The sequence below is a fragment of the Butyrivibrio sp. VCD2006 genome (assembly GCF_000423925.1).
Classification (GTDB): Bacteria; Bacillota; Clostridia; order Lachnospirales; family Lachnospiraceae; genus Butyrivibrio.
In genome coordinates this window covers 34,574-52,554 of record NZ_AUIX01000041.1, presented here as the reverse complement: position 1 = coordinate 52,554, position 17,981 = coordinate 34,574, and the positions used below count along the sequence as shown (strand labels likewise).

Genomic DNA, 17,981 nt, shown 5'->3' with positions numbered 1-17,981 from the left:
CTTCGTATGTGCATTTGGAAGCACTGGAAAACTCCGCAGAATAGAGCAAAGAATCTTATAAAACTTGGAGTTCCTAAATGGGCTGCATGGAGAACCGCATATTCAAAAGGATATGCAAGAGTCTGTCATGCATCTGATATATCCCAAGCTATAAGCAATAAGAGATTAGCCTCATTCGGACTAATCTCTATGGTAGACTACTACACCAAAAGGTGTGTTACTTGTTAAGTTGATTGAACCGCCGTGTACCGAACGGTACGCACGGTGGTGTGAGAGGTCGGAATTTCTCAATTAAGAGAAATTCCTCCTACTCGATTTGTTTGCCTTCCCCTTGGGGGGAAGGTGGCACGAAGTGCCGGATGAGGGGCTACGCTGTAAAGATGAGGGGCTTAAGCCGTAATAAACGTTCCAGCCTTCCCCTTAAGTGCTGTAGAAACTTCCGCAAGCGATGTGATAAGCACGCTGCCTGAAGGGTTCTTCTTAAGGAACTCGATAGCTGCTTCAATCTTGGGAAGCATATCTGTTGCACCAAAGTGTCCTTCTCTGATGTACTGCTCTGCGGTAGATACGTTCATGCGCTCGATGGGAGCCTGGGTATCTTTTCCGAAATCTGTATATACGCAGGGAACGGAGGTAAGGATAATCAGTCTGTCCACATTAAGGTCAGCCGCAAGTTTTCCTGCGATCGCATCCTTCTCGATTACTGCTGATGCACCCTTAAGCACGTGATTCTGCTGGATTACCGGGATTCCGCCACCGCCGCAGGCGATTACGATCTGGCCTGCATCCGAGAGAACGCGGATAGTGTCAATCTCGACAATATCAATCGGCTTGGGAGCCGCTACTATACGAAGATAACCTTTTCCGGGAACTTCCTGAACGAAGTTTCCTTTTTTAATTTCATTATCGGCATCCTCTTTTGACATGTATCTTCCGATAACCTTGGTGGGAGCGTAGAAGGCTTCATCGTAGGGATCAACTGTAACCTGTGTGAGGATGGTACTTACAGGTGTTGATATTCCGCGGCTTGTAAGCTCGCTCTTAAGTGAGTTCTGAAGATCGTATCCTACATAACCCTGGCTCATGGCGCTGCAGACGCTCATGGGTGCGGGGGTATAGTCTATATAAATTCTGTGGAGCTCAGTCATAGCCTTGTGGATCATGCTGACCTGAGGGCCGTTACTGTGGGTGATAGTGAGCTGATACCCGGTCTGGGCGAGGTCTGCAAGAGCCTTCGCTGTGACCTGAACGGCTTCCTTCTGCTCCATTGTGGTATAACCAAGTGCTTCATGTCCAAGGGATACCACTGCCTTCTTGTTTTCCATAGCGTTACTCCTCCGTTAATAACTGTTTTTTAGATTGTACCACATAGACTGTGGTAGGTGTCAGAGAAAATCCTCACATTTTAAGCTTGTTGTGACGTCTGTCGTAGGTCATAATGCCGTTAACCTCTTCCTCAACATCTGAGAGCTGAGTGTAAACAGCACCGGCAAGCCCCTTCTTCTTAAGGCCTTCGATTGTTTCCTTCATAAGAAGGTTGTATGCCTTCTTAAAATCGGCAACAGTATCGAATTTCTTATATCCGTAAACACGGTCAACACTGCTGTGGCCTTCGATATAACATGTGTAGCCGCCATACTCGGATATTACAAAAGCGCGGTGCTTCTTGTCAGGTATAACATCGAGAGGTCTGAAATAATTATGGACACTTCTAAAGTCTCCGCCGTTTTCATCAAACCATCCGCTGGCCTGATCAATCAGTCTGTTATCAGCAAACTGTCTGGCCTGAATTGTTGCCGCGGAAGCATTGAACTGTCCCCAGCCCTCATTAAAGAGTACCCATACTGAAATGCTTGGAACGTTGATAAGATGCTGGATTGTCTCCTCCATCTCTTCAGTCCATTCCCTACGCCCTTCAGAGGAATCTCTTGAAAACATATGATAATTGATGGGGCCATCAGGCATATGTCCGAATACACCCGGGAACAGAGTGGGAAGGTAGCTGACTACCGGCTTTGCATAAGAAGAGCCGCCGCTTACCATGTCCTGCCAGACGATCATACCAAGTCTGTCGCAGTGATAGTACCATCTTGCGGCCTCGATTTTTATATGCTTCCTCAGCATGTTGAAGCCCATTTCCTTCATCTCTGTGATATCAAAGATAAGTGCTTCATCACTGGGTGCTGTGTACAAGCCATCGGGCCAGTAGCCCTGATCAAGAACTCCGTTCAGGAAATATGGCTCACCGTTTAAGAAAAAGAGGGGATGTCCCTCAGCGTCAAGCTGTCTTGTGAAGGAGCGCATGCCAAAATAGCTCCAGGCCACATCATCTCCGGCGGTTATCTGTACCTTATAGAGATATGGATCCTCAGGAGTCCAGAGGTGAGGCTTGGGCATTGTGATCTTGCAAAGATAAACATGCGTTGATGCACCCTTGCCTTCTATGTCAGGGGAGTAGGTGCTAAGCTCATCCGATGAGTGACTGATGGAACCGTAATAGTCCTCAGGCTCGAATCTGTCTCGGGTTTTGTCGCTTCTGTGAACAGTCTCACCTTCGTTTTCAGCGACAAGTATCTGTCCCTCGGAATCATAGATTTTCAGTGAAACAGGGCATACTCCGTTTGTGTGAATTGTGACATAGATCATGTCCAGATCTCTGTCGGGTATGATTCTGTAGGAGGTTATGTGGATATCGGGAACAATCTCCATCCAGACTGTCTGCCAGATTCCGCTCTGAGCAGTGTAATACATACCGCCGCGTTTTAAGGTCTGTTTGCCCCTGCTGTGAAAAGATGTATCGCTGTCATCCTGGACACAGACTGTGAGGGTTCCTTTATATTTTCTTGGAGCATCGGCAGTGCCTTCTCCATCTTCTGAGTCACAAGGAGTAAGGGCATCTGTGATATCAACAGTAAAAGGCAGATAGCCGCCGCAATGTGCTCCTGTGGGTGTTCCGTTTACAAACACTATGGCCTTCTGGTCAATCGCGCCAAAGTGCAGGAGAACTCTGGAATTCTCAGTTGGCAGAACTATATTTTCAAGCTTCTTTCTGTACCACAGATATTCATCCGGTTTTAACTGTCTTTCAACTCCTGAGAGAATCGACTCCGGTGAGAAGGGCACAAGAATTTCGCCGTCCATCTTCTTTGGGTGCACATCACTTTTTGAAAATGCATATTCCCACGTGCCATTGAGGTTAATATAGCTCTCGCGCGCAAATTGCGGGCGGGGATATTCTTTTAACACGTTGTTTTTGTCAAGTGCCTCTCCCCAGATAGTGGTGAGTCTGTGGAGTACATCGTCTTCATGTGATTTGTCTATTGCTTTGATTGCATCGATTAAATCCATTTGTGTTTTCCTCGTAAAAAATTAAAGCCATCCTTTGTTTAATTGGATGGCGCATTAAGTTCGTTTTTAATCATTTGTGTTACGGTTTGATGAAGCGATGAGATCCTGATAAAAAGCTGCATCTGATGCAGATGCGTAAGCTCCGATCCAGAAAAGCGGGATAAAACAGGAGACTGCTCCAAGTAAAACCATTGGAATAAAGCTTATGTAGAGAAGAAGTAGTCTTAATTTGCTTCCTTTCATGAGGCTCATGCTCGCCTTTAGAATATCTGATGACTTCTTATCCGGGAAATCCTGGAGAATGAAGTAGGATTGTGAAAACATCAGGCGTACATATATGTTAGCTACAGTCATCAGGATAGAAGTTACAAGCGCAATCACTATGTAGCGCACATCTATGATGGCTGTGGTTCTGGAGCTTTTCATGAGCATGGCTGACAGTACCTGAAGCGGAATCACTGTAAGAGTGTTTGCAACGGCAATCGGAACGTGCAGAAGGATTGCCTTGTCAGGATGATTTTTAAAGCCATGGAAAAGATCTGCGGTTGACACAGATTGAGAATAGACTACGTTCATAAAAAGGTATGCCAGTCCGGAGTCAAACACACCTAAAAAGAGGTTGACCAGAATGGTAGACCCAAAATAGATAAGATAAGTGAGAAGATTAGCCGGAATGATCGCGGCTGTAACGATGTTTATCATTAAGAATGCAATGATTCTATAAAGAATTAATGCACCGATTGTTGTTCCGTAATGACCAAGAAGCCTGTCTCTTGCTATGGCTTTGATCTCTTTAGCGTTTTTTGTCTGTTTCATTTGCTCCTCAATCCTATACAGCTGCATCGAAGCTTGAACCGATCAGACCACTGGCTGCATCAGCTGACTTGCGATTTTTCTGATATGGATTATCCTCGTTTTTATACATGATCTGAGTGGTGGTAAGACCGCCTGATACATAGGTACGTCCACACTCAGGGCAGATTGCTGTCTGAATTTTGACGGATGCCTGAAGGACTTTGCCATCTCCCTCGGCTGCTTTTTTATATGCGTTGGCTACATGCTCCGCCTCATGGCCACGTACTCTTGCGGGTGCTGCTTCCGGTGAAATGTGAGCAGCGCTCTTAAAGGAGACATTTTCATCTGAACCATCAATATATTTGCGGTTCTTACATGTCTCGCATTCGGCCGGTGATGAGCGCATTCCGGGTTTCTTCTCGACGGATTCGCCGGGATTAAGAGTAACCTTGCCGTCACCAACTATGGCACCTGCCGCTGCTTCGGAACCTGTTCCCTGAGCATTGCTAAAAGCAGGACCAAAAAATCCTGATGCATAAGAACTATTAAATCCAACTCCACCTATAACGCTCATAAGCACACCCTCTACTGACTTTCTACAGGAAGGTCAATGCTGATACCAAGATTGCCTGTCAGCTCCTCAAGCATATCGTCGAAGCTCTGACCGGTTGCGGCCTGAGAGTACTGATTAACCATCCTGTGTGCTTCGGGATCGGTAAATACCGTCACGAAGGATGTAACCATAAGTGCGTATCCCCCCACTAATCCGACAAGACCAAATAGAATTCCCCTTTTAGCCTGCGGATACAGCTTTCCGTTCGATTCTCTCGACAGGATAGCCATTGTGATTGCTATTCCTCCAAGTATTATGGAGAAATATGCACTCAATATGAGTGCGATTGAAATCAGCCCCAGTACAGATGCTGCCGTAGCAAATCCGACTCTCGGATTAAGCATGTTGTGAGTCTGATTGTACTCAAAATTCTCGTTCATTCCTTTATAACTGCAGATCACTTAGATGAATCATGGAAAGATAATAATCTGCAGCTTCCTCCTTTGTCACCAAAAGATGACAATATTTCAACTTAATTGTACCGCAAAATGGGGGCAAAGTGTATTAAAAATTGCTTAATTCTCAGCATTGTAAATACAATTGAAAAAGTGGTCTTTTACATAGTAAAATAAACGAGTGAATTTTATTCTCAGGTTTATAGACCAAACAAGGAGTTAAACAGGCAAAAATGGACATTTTACAGAAAATCACAGAAGAACTTAGCGTACAAAAATGGCAGGTAGAGGCTGCGGTAAAGCTTATAGATGAAGGTAATACCATACCGTTCATTTCAAGATACCGTAAGGAAGTTACAGGATCTCTTAACGACGAGCAGCTTCGTACTCTTGGTGAGCGTCTTACTTATCTCAGAGGCCTTGAGGAGAAAAAAGCGCAGGTCATTTCTAGCATAGAAGAGCAGGGTAAGCTCACAGATGAACTTAAGGAAAAGATTATAGCAGCTGAGACTATGGTTGCTGTTGAGGATCTCTATAGACCCTACAGACCCAAGAGAAAGACAAGAGCTTCAGTTGCTAAGGAGAAAGGACTTGACGGCCTTGCTGATATTATCAGAGCACAGGAGACTACAAAGTCACTGGTTGAGGAAGCTGCACCTTATGTAAATGCAGAAAAAGAAGTTAAGAATATTCAGGAAGCAATCCAGGGTGCGATGGATATCCTCGCCGAGGAGATTTCAGATAATGCGGACTTCCGCACATATATCCGTGAGGAGACATGGAACCAGGGTCTTGTGACATCTTCAGCCAAGGATGAGAAGGCTGAGAGCGTTTACGAGATGTACTACAATTTTGAGGAGCCTGTTAACAAGATCTTAGGACACAGAGTACTTGCTCTTAACCGCGGTGAGGCTGAGAAGTTCCTTACAGTTAAGATCACAGCTCCCGAGGAACAGATTTTACGTTTCCTTGAAAAGAAAACAATAACAAAGGATAATCCTGAGACTACACCTGCACTCCAGGCTGTATGCAAGGATTCCTATGACAGACTTATTGCTCCCGCAATTGAGCGCGATATCAGAAACGAACTCACCGAGAAGGCTGAGGACAGTGCTATAGGAGTATTTGGTAAGAATCTTGAGCAGCTTTTGATGCAGCCTCCCATCGCAGGAAAAACTGTACTTGGATGGGATCCCGCTTTCAGAACAGGCTGTAAGCTTGCAATCGTAGATGCAACCGGTAAGGTTCTCGACACCAAGGTTATTTATCCCACAGCTCCTCAGAACAAGGTTGAGGAAGCAAAGGCAGAGCTTAAGAAGCTCATTAAGAAGTATGATGTAGACCTCATTTCAGTAGGTAACGGTACTGCTTCAAGAGAATCAGAGCAGGTTATCGTAGAGCTTATAAAAGAGCTGGATAAGCCCGTACAGTATGTAATCGTTAATGAGGCAGGCGCTTCGGTTTATTCTGCAAGTAAGCTTGCAACAGAGGAGTTCCCTCAGTTTGATGTTGGTCAGAGAAGTGCGGCTTCAATCGCAAGACGTCTTCAGGATCCTTTGGCAGAGCTTGTTAAGATCGATCCTCAGAGCATAGGCGTAGGCCAGTATCAGCACGATATGAATCAGAAGAAGCTTGGCGAAGCACTTTCAGGCGTGGTTGAGGACTGCGTTAATAAGGTTGGCGTTGACCTTAATACCGCTTCAGCACCTCTTCTTACATATATTTCAGGTATAACCAAGGTTATTGCCAAGAATATCGTTGATTACCGTGAGGAAAACGGTAAGTTTGAGAGCAGAGATCAGCTTCTTAAGGTTCCGAAATTAGGACCGAAGGCTTATGAGCAGTGTGCAGGCTTCCTTAGAATCCATGACGGTAAGAATGCTCTTGATGATACCAGTGTTCATCCGGAGTCCTACGAAGCAGCTGAGAAGCTCATGGACAAGCTTGGTCTTACCATGGATGATGTTCGCGAGGCTCAGAAGAAGACAGCTAAAGACATAAATGCTGCAAAGAAGTCTGAGAATGAAGGAAAACAGAAGCCTGTTAAGAAGAAAAAAGAGCAGAAGGTTTTCATAAAGAATACTAACACTGCTATGGGTGCTGCACTTGCAGCTGCCCTTAACGGAACAAGCCTTGGTGGCAGCTCAGATTCTGATGCATCTACTGATGCTAATAAGGGAAAAGCCGATGCTCCTGCAAATGGAAAGGTAGCAGTTGGCGGAAGCCTTCTTAAGAGAGTAGGAGATAAAAAGAAGCTTGCCGAGGAGCTTGGCGTAGGTGAGATCACTCTTACGGATATTCTCTCAGAGCTTGAGAAGCCTTCACGTGACCCCAGAGAGAGCATGCCTGCTCCTATCCTTCGAAGCGATGTTATGGATATGAAGGACCTTAAGCCCGGAATGGTGCTCAAGGGAACAGTTAGAAATATAGTTGATTTCGGTGCATTTGTTGATATAGGTGTTCACCAGGATGGTCTTGTTCATATCTCTCAGATTACAGACCGCTATATCAAGCACCCGCTTGATGCAGTGAGCGTTGGCGATATCGTTGATGTTCAGGTAATAGAGGTCGATGTGAAAAAGCAGAGAATCGGCCTTACGATGAAAATTAAAAAATAAACCAATCAAGCCTTCTCCCTACAAGGGAGAAGGTGTCAGCGAAGCTGACGGATGAGGGTTTAGGGCATATATGGAAGGGGCTACCCGAAGGTAGCCCCTATTTCATTTTTACTTTTCGTATAGATTAGATTTTTTGAGAGAGGTTATTCTATATACAATAAACAATTTCTTATCCATTGAACGTATTTTTTTAGCACAAACAGATAAATTCTGAGCTAAAAATATGCTCACCATTATGCAACAGTTTATAGTACCAAACTTAACTTGTTTCACATTTTCCATAATCAAGAGTTATATTGGATGTATAGTCTTTTGCATTACTATTATGAAAAAAATTTTAATACTCTACGATGTAAAGATTTGTTTGGATAAAGTCAACGGATTTCCCATTGGCTGTCTAAGAATATTCATGATCAAAGAAAATCCGAGAGAAAACTCCCTCGGACATTTCTTTGATAAAACTTGTTATTTCTTAACACTCATTTTTACCTTTTTATTTGCCTTTTTTGCAGCTTTCATAATCTGCTTGGCAATCCTTGAATCTTTTTTTACGCCTTTAATAATTACTTTCTTTAGCTTTTTAGCACCTTTGAAAGTATTATTATCAACCTTTTTCAGATTTTTGGCATCAATTGTTATTTTTTGAATATTCTTGCCAGTAATTGATTTACTACTTAGCTCGGCGACAGGAAATTTTACGGCGTTAATAGTAATCGTAGATGGAATCTTTATTGACTTTTTGTTTTTGCATGCGACAACCTTTGCTTGGAAGGGATTCGTATACACATTATATGTTATTCCACAAGAATCAATTACTATAGAACAAGGCTTATCATTCGACTCTTCTTCATTGTTTGTTTCAACTAAAGGAGTAGTAGCCTCTGTACTTCCATCTTCTGATCCAGTAGGAAGATCAGATGTTTCATTAGGGATGACGTTTTCTGTAATTTGATTCTCGGATTCAGTATTATCTGATAACTCCTGTTCATTGTTTCCTGTTACAGAACTGTCAGAACTACCAACATGGATCCATATGAAATCATTAACGTTTAAGTTTTCATCAGAAAATACTACGGATATTTGTACGTCTCCGTTCGATATAGCTGTCACCTTACCATTTTGATCAACTTCGGCAACACTCGTGTCAGAAGAATGCCACACTAACTTATCTTTTGTAACTTTATTAGGCAGTATCTCCACGTCAATAGATTTGCTTTCACCAATAGCCATTGATTCAGAAGTTGAAATTATTTCAACTGATGCAAACTCCACATAAAATGGTATATCATCACCTGTAAGATTGTTTGTGAAAAGTTTAAGACCAAACTCATCTGCTGAAGGAACGCGTTCGATAATCGGATCAACGTAGGTGCCACCACAGTCGTCTCTGTATACAAACCATTTGTCTCCGCATACTTTACATACATAGTGAAACTGAAATTTTCGTTGTTCCTGACTTGGGAATGCAAGCTCAACAATTTTTTCTAATTTCGATACACAACTGTCACATGTCTCTTTATTATCATCCGAATTATCGGAATTTATAGTATTCCACTTCGCATATAATGTGTGATTTTCTTTTACACTAACAATTGTATCAGACGTAACCTGTTCTCCGCCATCAGCTTTAGTAAACCAACCTATAAATGAATAGCCTTCCCTAGCGGTTGGAACAGGCAAATTTCCATATTTGTAATTTACAAATACTGGTATTGTTGCGGTTATTTCCTCACCACCATTAGCATCAAATGAAACGGTATATGCGTTTTGTACATCAATTATTCTGTGATCTGATTTCCAACCATAACCTATTAAAACTGAACTCTTTGTTATTAACTTTGTTCTTATTCCTTCAGGAGAACTTACTAAAAACGCGCTATCCCCTATATTTCTTAAATTATTTCCATCATATTCAATCTTTGTTAAACTTGGGCATGACATGAATGCCTGCTTTCCAATTAATTTGATTGAAGAAGGAAGCTTTATCGACTCTAATCCTGGGCATTCCATAAATGCGCCAGCCCCAATTGCTTCTAGGCTATCTGGGAAAGAAGTAATTCTAATGTTCTTACATGAACAAAACGCTAACGTTTCAATTTCTGTCAAGTTATTAGGCAATGACTCAAGCTTTAGCGACTCACAGAATTGAAATGCCGTGTTTCCTATATATGTGATACTATCCGGGAGCATTTTTAATTCCAACTTTTTGCAATTAAAAAAGGCTCCAGATTCTATGCTTGTTACCGAATCAGGTATCGTTACTTTTTCAAGCATATTACAAAATGCAAATGAGCATTGTCCTATCTTTTTTAGCCCTGTTGGGAGCACTACTTCCTTTAGATTTTCACACTTATAGAATTCATATCCATCCTGATACACTGCAGATCCACGACTAGTATATGAAACCTCTTCCATAAAATTAACACCATCCATTATCGTAACAGAAGTAATCACATCGTTTTCTTTAAAAATAGATCCTTGAATTACAACGTTATAACAGCTGTTTCCGATAAATGCATATGGATAAATGATTACCTTATCATCTGTACCAATATATTTCTTTAATTTTATATTCGATTGCTTTATTTCATAATTAAATTCAGAATACCATGTTGTTAATTCTTCCTTGATCACACGATTGTCTGTATTCCAATCATAAGACTGCAGTGCATAGTTATCACTAAATAGTAGGGTTTCAGTTTTGTCTGAAATATAAAAGGCCTTTTCGCCTATCTTAGTTAAGTCCGATCCAGTATATCCGATAGCATTGATTGTCCCACACTCAAAAAATGCTTTTGCCCCAATTTTCTTTAATGATTTTGGAAGCATATTTATAGATAGTTTTGAGCAACCACTAAATGTTTCTTCTTTGATTTCACTTATACCGGATGGTAATGACAATTTTTTTAGGTTACTGCACCCGTAAAATGCTCGTGCTCCTATATCTATTGTTTTTGATGATAAAAGAATTTCTTCAAGTTTACTGCAACCACAAAAAGCATTTTCACCTATATTTATAACAAGATTGTTCATAGAAAAAGCTTTTAAGTTGCTGCAGTTTTTGAACATATTATCGCCAATAGTTACATAATCTGTTAAAATCTCAACCTCTTCTAAGTTTGTACAGCCATTAAACAATCCGTCTGTATTATTTATTATCACTCCACTTTCTATGGACACTGTCTTTATTATTACATTTTTACTAAAAGCTATATTATTAAGACAAACCTTGTATTCCTTATAGTTGTGATATGCAATACTCGGAACTTTTAAATGATTATCTGTTCCTAAATACTTCGACAATGTTATTATTTCACTTGAATCATCAATCGAATACTCATATTCCTCTATCCATTTACTAACAAGGTGCTTAAGAGCACGATTAGAGTCTTCCCAATCATAATTCAAAAGAGCTTCATTCTTTGATGCTAGGGAAGTATTTATGTTTCTCGATGAGTAGAAAGCTTTCTCGCCAATTGTTGATAAACCTGTTCCATCATACGCTATATCCTTTATTAAATAGCAGTTATAAAAAGCCCATTTTCCAATTTTCAACAAACTATTCGGAAATCTCTCAACACTAAGTTTATTGCAATTATAAAACGCAACATTTCCAATTGACTTTATCTCAGTAGGAAACTGATTCATATCTAGTGCAGAGCAGTTATAAAAAGCATAATCTCCAATATCAGTAACTTTTTCAGAAATAGATACCGTCTTCAAATTCGAACAACCATTAAACATGTAATTATCTATTATGGTCATATTATTCGGCAAAACGACGCTTTTTAAAGAAATACAACCGTCAAACATACTTGTGCCATCTTTAATGGTTACTTCGTTATTTATATTAACAGATTCAATGCTTTCATTACCTTCAAATACCGCACCACTCAAACAAATCTTTTTCTTTTTGCCTTCAAAATATTCAAATGAGCCAATGGTTAAATCAGAATTCGGTCCAATGTACCTAGTTAATAATATCTCAGTATCTGTTTGAATGAACTCAAAATTATCATACCAGTCACAGGAAAAATGATTAATGTTTATCTGATGTTCATTCCAGTCATAATCTTTAAGTTTTTTACAATTCGTGCATAAATCCAAATTTATATAGTTCGATTCATCAACTCCATATCCTGATTTATAATGAAATGCTCCTTCTTCTAGTGTTGTTAATTCTCCTTTGAATTCAAGATATGATAAAGAATCACAATTGACAAAAGCCCCATTTTTAACAACCTGTAAATTCGATGGTAAAGTTATTGACTGTAATTTTTTACATTCGTAAAATGCCTTTTCACCTATACTTGTAATATTGTCTGAAAATACTATCTTCTCCAAGTTATCACAATAGGCAAAAGCCTGATTATTAATAATCTGTAAACTTGTTGGTAAAGTTATCGACTGTAGTCTTTTACATTCGTAAAATGCCATTACACCTATACTTGTAATATTGTCTGAAAATACTATCTTCTCCAAGTTATCACAATAGGCAAAAGCCTGATTATTAATAATCTGTAAACTTGTTGGTAAAGTAATAGACTTTAAATTTTTACATCCGTAAAATGCCTTTTCACCTATACTTGTAATATTGTCTGAGAGGACTATCTCCTCCAAGTTATCGCAAGAATTAAATAATTCGTCTTCTATCTCAGTAAGACCTTCCATTCCATATATTTTGCATAATGAATCACAATCTTCAAAAGCGCCGCTGCTTATACTAGTAACACTTGATGGAATTGTTATTTCTTTTATCGTGCTCTTGTAAAAACTACAATTGATCTCTTCTAGTGATTCCGGAAGCCTTACAGAATTTAGTGTATAGTGTCCTAAATATTCAGAGTATTCTCCTATACTATATGTTTGTTTATACCTTCCTGGACCGTAATAACTAAGCACCTTAACTCCATCTGGAATGTAAAGATCTGTAATATCAAATAATGTAAGTGAAAAAACATCAGACACTTCAGCAATTTTGATATCATAATCTCCATCGGCTGGACCAACAGTACGTAATTTCGGGCAGAAATTTAAAGCATTAGCACCCATAGTTATTTGAGTTGAGTAAAAAATAACTTCAGATAATTCATTACATTTATAAAATGCACACGTATCGATATATTTTAAACTTCTTGGAAATTCTACGCTTTTCAAAGTTTTACTGTACTCAAATGCTAGTTTGTAAATCTCTTCAACGCCTTCTGGATATACTACATTCTCTATAGGAGCTCCAAGTCCAGTAATATAACTTATTTTTCCATCACTTGCGAACTCCAAATCATAACCGCCACCAATTGCTCCAGCAGTTTTAATATATTTGGATGCACTAAAATTTAGCCTTTCCAAGCTATGATTTGCAGTTATTGTAATCTTCTTGATATTTTTGCAATCACTAAACGCATATCCCCAATCAGTTACATTTTTAGGCAAAACCAATTCTTCTATTTTGGGGCAATTTTGAAATGTATTATTACTTACAACAGTTAGAGTATCTGGTAAATAAACCCGTTCCAAATTGAGATAATTCTTGCAAATAGCTTGAGATATTGATGTTACCCCTTCTTCAATTTTGACTTCCTTAATAAAGTCTCTGTATTCATCCCAAGGAGAATCTGATGTATATACATATCCAGCCATTTCACCTTGTCCAAATATTGTAAGGGTTCCATTTTCTTCAAGTTTCCATTGAAGATTATCTCCAGATTTACCGCATTCCCCTTTTATAGGATACATAGTTTGGCCTATGCCTTGCTCATCATTCACATTAGTACCTATATAGGATGTTTCGTTATCCTCAGCATGTGAATTTATTAAACATGCGTTAAATAGGCATAATGAACTAAAAATAAATAGGACATTCTTTAAAGTAAAAAAAGATTTTTTCATTAACTTATTTCTCCTGTTAATATTTGGCTTAAATCATGTTTTGCACAAAAAATAGGTGACACCGAAATGTCACCTATAGAAAACATTATTCTAATGACAAACTCCTTAACTATTAAAAGTATAATCTATCTAGTATTTTATATGTATACGAAATATGTATTTTACTATTCAAATTTCGTACTTGACAAGTAATAATTCATATATATTGTTTATAACGAACTACAAAAGTTTTATAAGACATATAAACATTATGGCGAAAGCTTACAAGTTATCTTCTCATATAAGCAAGATGCTGATAAATTGCACTTTCAGATTTACTTTATTGTATGTCCTAACAGCAGCGATTAACCATGTGATAGCCCCAACATCAAAAACAGTTTCATAGAATGGTATGAGCACACGTCTATAACATAAAAAACTATATGGTAAGAAAGTATACCCTGAATGGAGTGTAAAAAAGAGGGTTAAAGCAGAGAGATGTTTAGGAATTTGAGAGAACCATGACAAAATGCATTGCATATACATAACAGAGACCTGATGTAGAAGAAATAAGTCTATAAGCAATTATATAGAAGGAGCTATCGCATTAGATTATCTAAAGCGGTAGCCCCTATTCCTTTGGCTGAAAAACTAAGTTTTATTCAATTACATAAGTGAGAGAGTCTCTGATTGCGCCGGATCCCTGGAATCCGAAGAATGCGCCGTCATGAGGACGGATAGCTGCATTCCAGTCATCGGGGGTGATCACATAGTAATCACCTTCTGTTGCGACCTTTACGCACCATGCGGAGTCGATAGATACTTCGCTCTTCTTAAGCTTAAGTGTCCAGTTATCAACTGCTGTATCGGAATCGTTAACAACCTTTACATTAACTGTGAAGCCTGTGCCCCAGCTGTTAATTGAGAATTCAGCTGTAAGATTGCTATCTACAACTATCGGATCAGGATCTACAGGTGTAGGATCGGGATCAACCGGAGTGGGATCGGGATCAACCGGAGTGGGATCGGGATCAACAGGTGTCGGATCAGGATCAACAGGGTCAGGGTCAACCGGATCAGGATCTACCGGATCGGGATTCGGATTGGGCTTAACGGGAGCCTTGAGAACTATGAAGGAATCGATGTCTGTCTTAGCATAGGTTCCAACAAAGAAGAGGCCGTGTGTGCCCTGAAGATCCGGGAATGAGAAATACTTTGTCTCAAACTGACCGTTTGTATTGGGGAATCTGAGAGTTGTAAGCTTCTCACCTGCAAGTCTGCCATCTCTAACTTCAACGATAGAGGGCTCAGTTGTTCTGAAGGTAACACCAATAGCTGCAGATCCGTCGAATTCTACATTTTTAACAGCAACAAGTGTGCCGTTTGTGATGCCTTCAACATAAGTTACATTGCCTTCTGTCTTAACTTCGACTCTTACGATATCATCAGCGTTCTCAAGCTCAACTGTTGAATAAGGATCAACTGTTGTTACAACAGGCGCGGGCTCCGGATCGGGTTCCGGTGTTGTTGTGCCCGGAGCTGTCAGAGCTTTCCAGTAATCAAAATCTACACTTCCAATCTTTCCAACAAAATAAACTTCATGCTTTCCTGTTACACCGGAAATCTTAGTGGTGTACTCTTTGAAGCTGCCGTTTGTGTTATTTTAGATTTTAAAAATTGTTCGATAATACGGAAACGATTTATAAACAATCAGTTTACGAATACCTAAATTCAATTGTGTGCTATTATGTGAGTAGTAAAATTAATATATTAAATAACGGATATAGATTAAAGAGGAAGTATATATGTTAAAAAAATTAGATGATGAGATGAAAAGACGGTTGGCAATGACCTTTGGCGGTGTGCTCATAGCCGGATTTTCTGTCGGAATGTTTCAGTTTTCACTTATGGGAATGGATCCTTTCCAGGTATTTGCCCATGGAATCTGGACGCAGCTGCAGCACATAATGACAGGAGGAAGCCCAAGATTTTTTACGGACTATGATGCTGCTAATCCTGTGATAGGATATGGTGTCGTTTATATGTTTATCAATATGGTACTTCTGGTTTTTGATTTCTTCCTTGATAGAAAGAAATTGGGAATAGCTACATTTATTAACCTGTTTCTTTTGGGATACGTGGTTGATTTTTCATATAATTTGTGGAGAAGACTTATCCCGAATCCCACTTTCGTTATAAGGATAGTTATTTTGCTGGTTGCAATTGTGATAATATGCTTTGCTTCGGCTCTCTATTTTACCAGTGATCTGGGGGTATCCACCTACGATGCAATTGCCCTTGCACTATCGGAGCAGAGAAAATGGGATTTCAAATTTGTGAGAATTACCTGTGATCTTATTTGTACAGGACTTGGATTTGCAATGGGAGTGCTTCCGGGAATAGGAACTATAATCACTGCATTTTTCATGGGACCTCTTATTGAGTTCTTCAATGTGAAGGTGGCAAGACCGCTTAGATACGGGAAAAACAATATAGAAGCAAAGTGATATGTGGCAGAGCAATATTCGTGAGAATGACATTTTGATTGATTTTATTATGAAGAAATGTGAATAATATTTTCATTTATGAGAAATTTCTTCATTAATCTACTTGCGCTATACATATTGTTATAGTATTGTATCAAGGAGATATGAAAATTCCATATTGTAATTTCTCTTATTCAGAGTGGTGGAGATACATAGGATCTGTGAAGCCACGGCAACCCCGTACATCCGGAAGGTGCCAACCTGAGCGTAGTGAGTAATTGATCGATAGGCAGTAGCCTTAATTGATCTGCGAGCAATAAGAGGATTTGATTATCTGTTATCAGGTCCGCTTGGCGTCGCGCTTAGCGGATTTTCTTATGCGGACAGGATTCGTGCATGAATCCTGGAGTTATTCATTTTTGAGCGCCATATGCGCAGAAAGGATTTTATAATGGCAGAAAAGTTTATTTTTACTTCTGAGTCAGTTACTGAGGGACATCCCGACAAAATTTGCGATAACATCTCTGATGCTATCCTTGATGCATGCCTTGCACAGGATCCCATGAGCCGTGTTGCTTGTGAGACAACAGCTTGCACAGGTTTCGCACTTATCACAGGTGAGATCACAACTAAGGCAGTTGTTGATTACGCAAAGATTGCAAGAGAGACAATCGTTGAGATCGGTTATGACAGCTCAGAGAAGGGCTTCGACGGTAACACATGTGCAGTTATGGTTGCTCTTGATCAGCAGTCAGCAGATATCGCTATGGGTGTTGATAAGGCTATCGAGGCTAGAGAGAACAAGATGACCGACGAGGAGATCGAGGCTATCGGTGCAGGCGATCAGGGTATGATGTTCGGTTATGCTACAAACGAGACAGAGGAGCTTATGCCTTACGCTATTTCTCTTGCTCACAAGCTCACAAAGAAGCTTACAGAGGTTCGTAAGGACGGAACTCTTGCTTACCTTAGAGCTGATGGTAAGAGCCAGGTTTCAGTTGAGTATGATGAGAACGGCAAGCCTATCAGACTTGAGGCAATCGTTGTTTCTACTCAGCATGATGAGAAGGTTACACAGGAGCAGATCCACGCTGACATCAGAAAGTATGTTATCGATGCAGTAGTTGATGCTTCTATGGTTGATGAGAACACAAAGATCTATATCAATCCCACAGGCCGTTTCGTAATCGGTGGACCTCAGGGTGATGCAGGTCTTACAGGTCGTAAGATCATCGTTGATACTTACGGCGGAGCTGCTCGTCACGGCGGCGGTGCATTCTCAGGTAAGGATTGCACAAAGGTTGACCGTTCAGGTGCTTATGCAGCTCGTTACGTTGCTAAGAACATCGTTGCAGCAGGTCTTGCTGACAAGTGCGAGGTTCAGCTTTCATATGCTATCGGTGTTGCACAGCCTACATCTGTACTTGTTGATACATTTGGCACAGGTAAGGTTTCAAACGAGGCTCTTGTAAAGGCAGTTCGTGAGCTCTTTGATCTTCGTCCTGCAGGAATCATCAAGATGCTCGACCTTCGTCGTCCTATCTACAAGCAGACAGCTGCTTACGGACACTTCGGCCGCAACGATCTTAACCTTCCTTGGGAGAAGACAGACAAGGCTGATGAGCTCAAGAAGCTTGTTAATGCTTAATAGAATCGTTAATGAATGACAGACACCCTCTATGCTGATGCATGGAGGGTGTTTTTATGCTTGAAATCACCTATAGTGCGGATGATTAGTTTATTAAAAATTTATAAAATTAATGCGCTATTTCGATAATCTAGTATAATTAACTTAATATGGCGTATTAGCTACATTTTGCAGAGTCTATGTTCTTTTTATGTTGATCCATTATCGAGG

Annotated in this window: 11 protein-coding genes, 2 pseudogenes and 1 riboswitch; of the genes and pseudogenes, 5 read left to right on the top strand and 8 right to left on the bottom strand. The window is 40.1% G+C overall.

The window, feature by feature from the left end; all coding sequences use genetic code 11:
• Positions 1–228, top strand: a pseudogene (locus tag G586_RS26805) (group II intron reverse transcriptase/maturase); the annotation flags it as partial.
• A 161-nt stretch (positions 229–389) separates the two neighbouring features.
• Here the strand turns inward: G586_RS26805 and arcC are convergent.
• The 5 genes from arcC to G586_RS0114455 all read right to left on the bottom strand — a co-directional run bounded on the left by arcC (position 390) and on the right by G586_RS0114455 (position 5,157).
• Positions 390–1,325, bottom strand: a complete 936-nt coding sequence (gene arcC / locus G586_RS0114475) for a carbamate kinase (RefSeq protein ID WP_026528324.1) — start codon at positions 1,323–1,325, stop codon at positions 390–392.
• Positions 1,326–1,398: 73 nt separating this feature from the next.
• A complete protein-coding gene (locus G586_RS0114470; protein WP_026528323.1) occupies positions 1,399–3,348 on the bottom strand; it encodes a glycoside hydrolase family 2 protein in 1,950 nt (649 codons plus the stop codon).
• Positions 3,349–3,414: 66 nt separating this feature from the next.
• Entirely contained in the window at positions 3,415–4,164 is a 750-nt protein-coding gene (locus G586_RS0114465) for a DUF975 family protein (RefSeq protein WP_026528322.1), read from the bottom strand.
• Positions 4,165–4,177: 13 nt separating this feature from the next.
• Positions 4,178–4,717, bottom strand: coding sequence for a hypothetical protein (locus G586_RS0114460; protein ID WP_026528321.1), 540 nt, complete (start codon positions 4,715–4,717; stop codon positions 4,178–4,180).
• A gap of 11 nt (positions 4,718–4,728) precedes the next feature.
• Entirely contained in the window at positions 4,729–5,157 is a 429-nt protein-coding gene (locus G586_RS0114455; RefSeq protein ID WP_026528320.1) for a hypothetical protein, read from the bottom strand.
• Between the two features lie 227 nt (positions 5,158–5,384).
• On the opposite strand from G586_RS0114455, the gene G586_RS0114450 reads away from it, so the two are divergent.
• Positions 5,385–7,769, top strand: coding sequence for a Tex family protein (locus G586_RS0114450; protein ID WP_026528319.1), 2,385 nt, complete (start codon positions 5,385–5,387; stop codon positions 7,767–7,769).
• Between the two features lie 465 nt (positions 7,770–8,234).
• Here G586_RS0114450 and G586_RS0114445 read toward each other — a convergent pair whose 3' ends face one another.
• Positions 8,235–13,658 carry a leucine-rich repeat protein gene (locus G586_RS0114445; protein WP_026528318.1) on the bottom strand — a complete coding sequence of 1,808 codons (5,424 nt, stop codon included), beginning with the start codon at positions 13,656–13,658 and terminating at the stop codon, positions 8,235–8,237.
• A 637-nt stretch (positions 13,659–14,295) separates the two neighbouring features.
• Entirely contained in the window at positions 14,296–14,559 is a 264-nt protein-coding gene (locus G586_RS27050; RefSeq protein ID WP_242832030.1) for a cellulose binding domain-containing protein, read from the bottom strand.
• Here G586_RS27050 and G586_RS27045 point away from each other — a divergent pair.
• Positions 14,543–14,797, top strand: coding sequence for a hypothetical protein (locus tag G586_RS27045; RefSeq protein WP_155834192.1), 255 nt, complete (start codon positions 14,543–14,545; stop codon positions 14,795–14,797). The genes G586_RS27050 and G586_RS27045 overlap by 17 nt on opposite strands.
• A gap of 29 nt (positions 14,798–14,826) precedes the next feature.
• Here G586_RS27045 and G586_RS27655 read toward each other — a convergent pair.
• Positions 14,827–15,027, bottom strand: a pseudogene (locus G586_RS27655) (hypothetical protein); the annotation flags it as partial.
• 415 nt (positions 15,028–15,442) lie between these two features.
• On the opposite strand from G586_RS27655, the gene G586_RS0114435 reads away from it, so the two are divergent.
• Complete coding sequence (locus tag G586_RS0114435) at positions 15,443–16,144, top strand: YczE/YyaS/YitT family protein (RefSeq protein WP_026528317.1); 702 nt, start codon at positions 15,443–15,445, stop codon at positions 16,142–16,144.
• A gap of 166 nt (positions 16,145–16,310) precedes the next feature.
• Positions 16,311–16,415, top strand: a riboswitch (SAM riboswitch).
• A 159-nt stretch (positions 16,416–16,574) separates the two neighbouring features.
• Complete coding sequence (gene metK / locus G586_RS0114430; RefSeq protein ID WP_035773394.1) at positions 16,575–17,771, top strand: methionine adenosyltransferase; 1,197 nt, start codon at positions 16,575–16,577, stop codon at positions 17,769–17,771.
• The last annotated feature ends 210 nt before the right edge of the window (positions 17,772–17,981 follow it).

What these genes read in the sequence shown, in the direction of transcription:
- G586_RS0114465 (WP_026528322.1), bottom strand. Translation starts at nt 4,164, where the DNA reads ATGAAACAGACAAAAAACGCTAAAGAGATCAAAGCCATAGCAAGAGAC.
- metK (WP_035773394.1), top strand. Translation starts at nt 16,575, where the DNA reads ATGGCAGAAAAGTTTATTTTTACTTCTGAGTCAGTTACTGAGGGACAT.
- G586_RS0114470 (WP_026528323.1), bottom strand. Translation starts at nt 3,348, where the DNA reads ATGGATTTAATCGATGCAATCAAAGCAATAGACAAATCACATGAAGAC.
- G586_RS0114460 (WP_026528321.1), bottom strand. Translation starts at nt 4,717, where the DNA reads ATGAGCGTTATAGGTGGAGTTGGATTTAATAGTTCTTATGCATCAGGA.
- arcC (WP_026528324.1), bottom strand. Translation starts at nt 1,325, where the DNA reads ATGGAAAACAAGAAGGCAGTGGTATCCCTTGGACATGAAGCACTTGGT.
- G586_RS0114435 (WP_026528317.1), top strand. Translation starts at nt 15,443, where the DNA reads ATGTTAAAAAAATTAGATGATGAGATGAAAAGACGGTTGGCAATGACC.
- G586_RS0114450 (WP_026528319.1), top strand. Translation starts at nt 5,385, where the DNA reads ATGGACATTTTACAGAAAATCACAGAAGAACTTAGCGTACAAAAATGG.
- G586_RS0114445 (WP_026528318.1), bottom strand. Translation starts at nt 13,658, where the DNA reads ATGAAAAAATCTTTTTTTACTTTAAAGAATGTCCTATTTATTTTTAGT.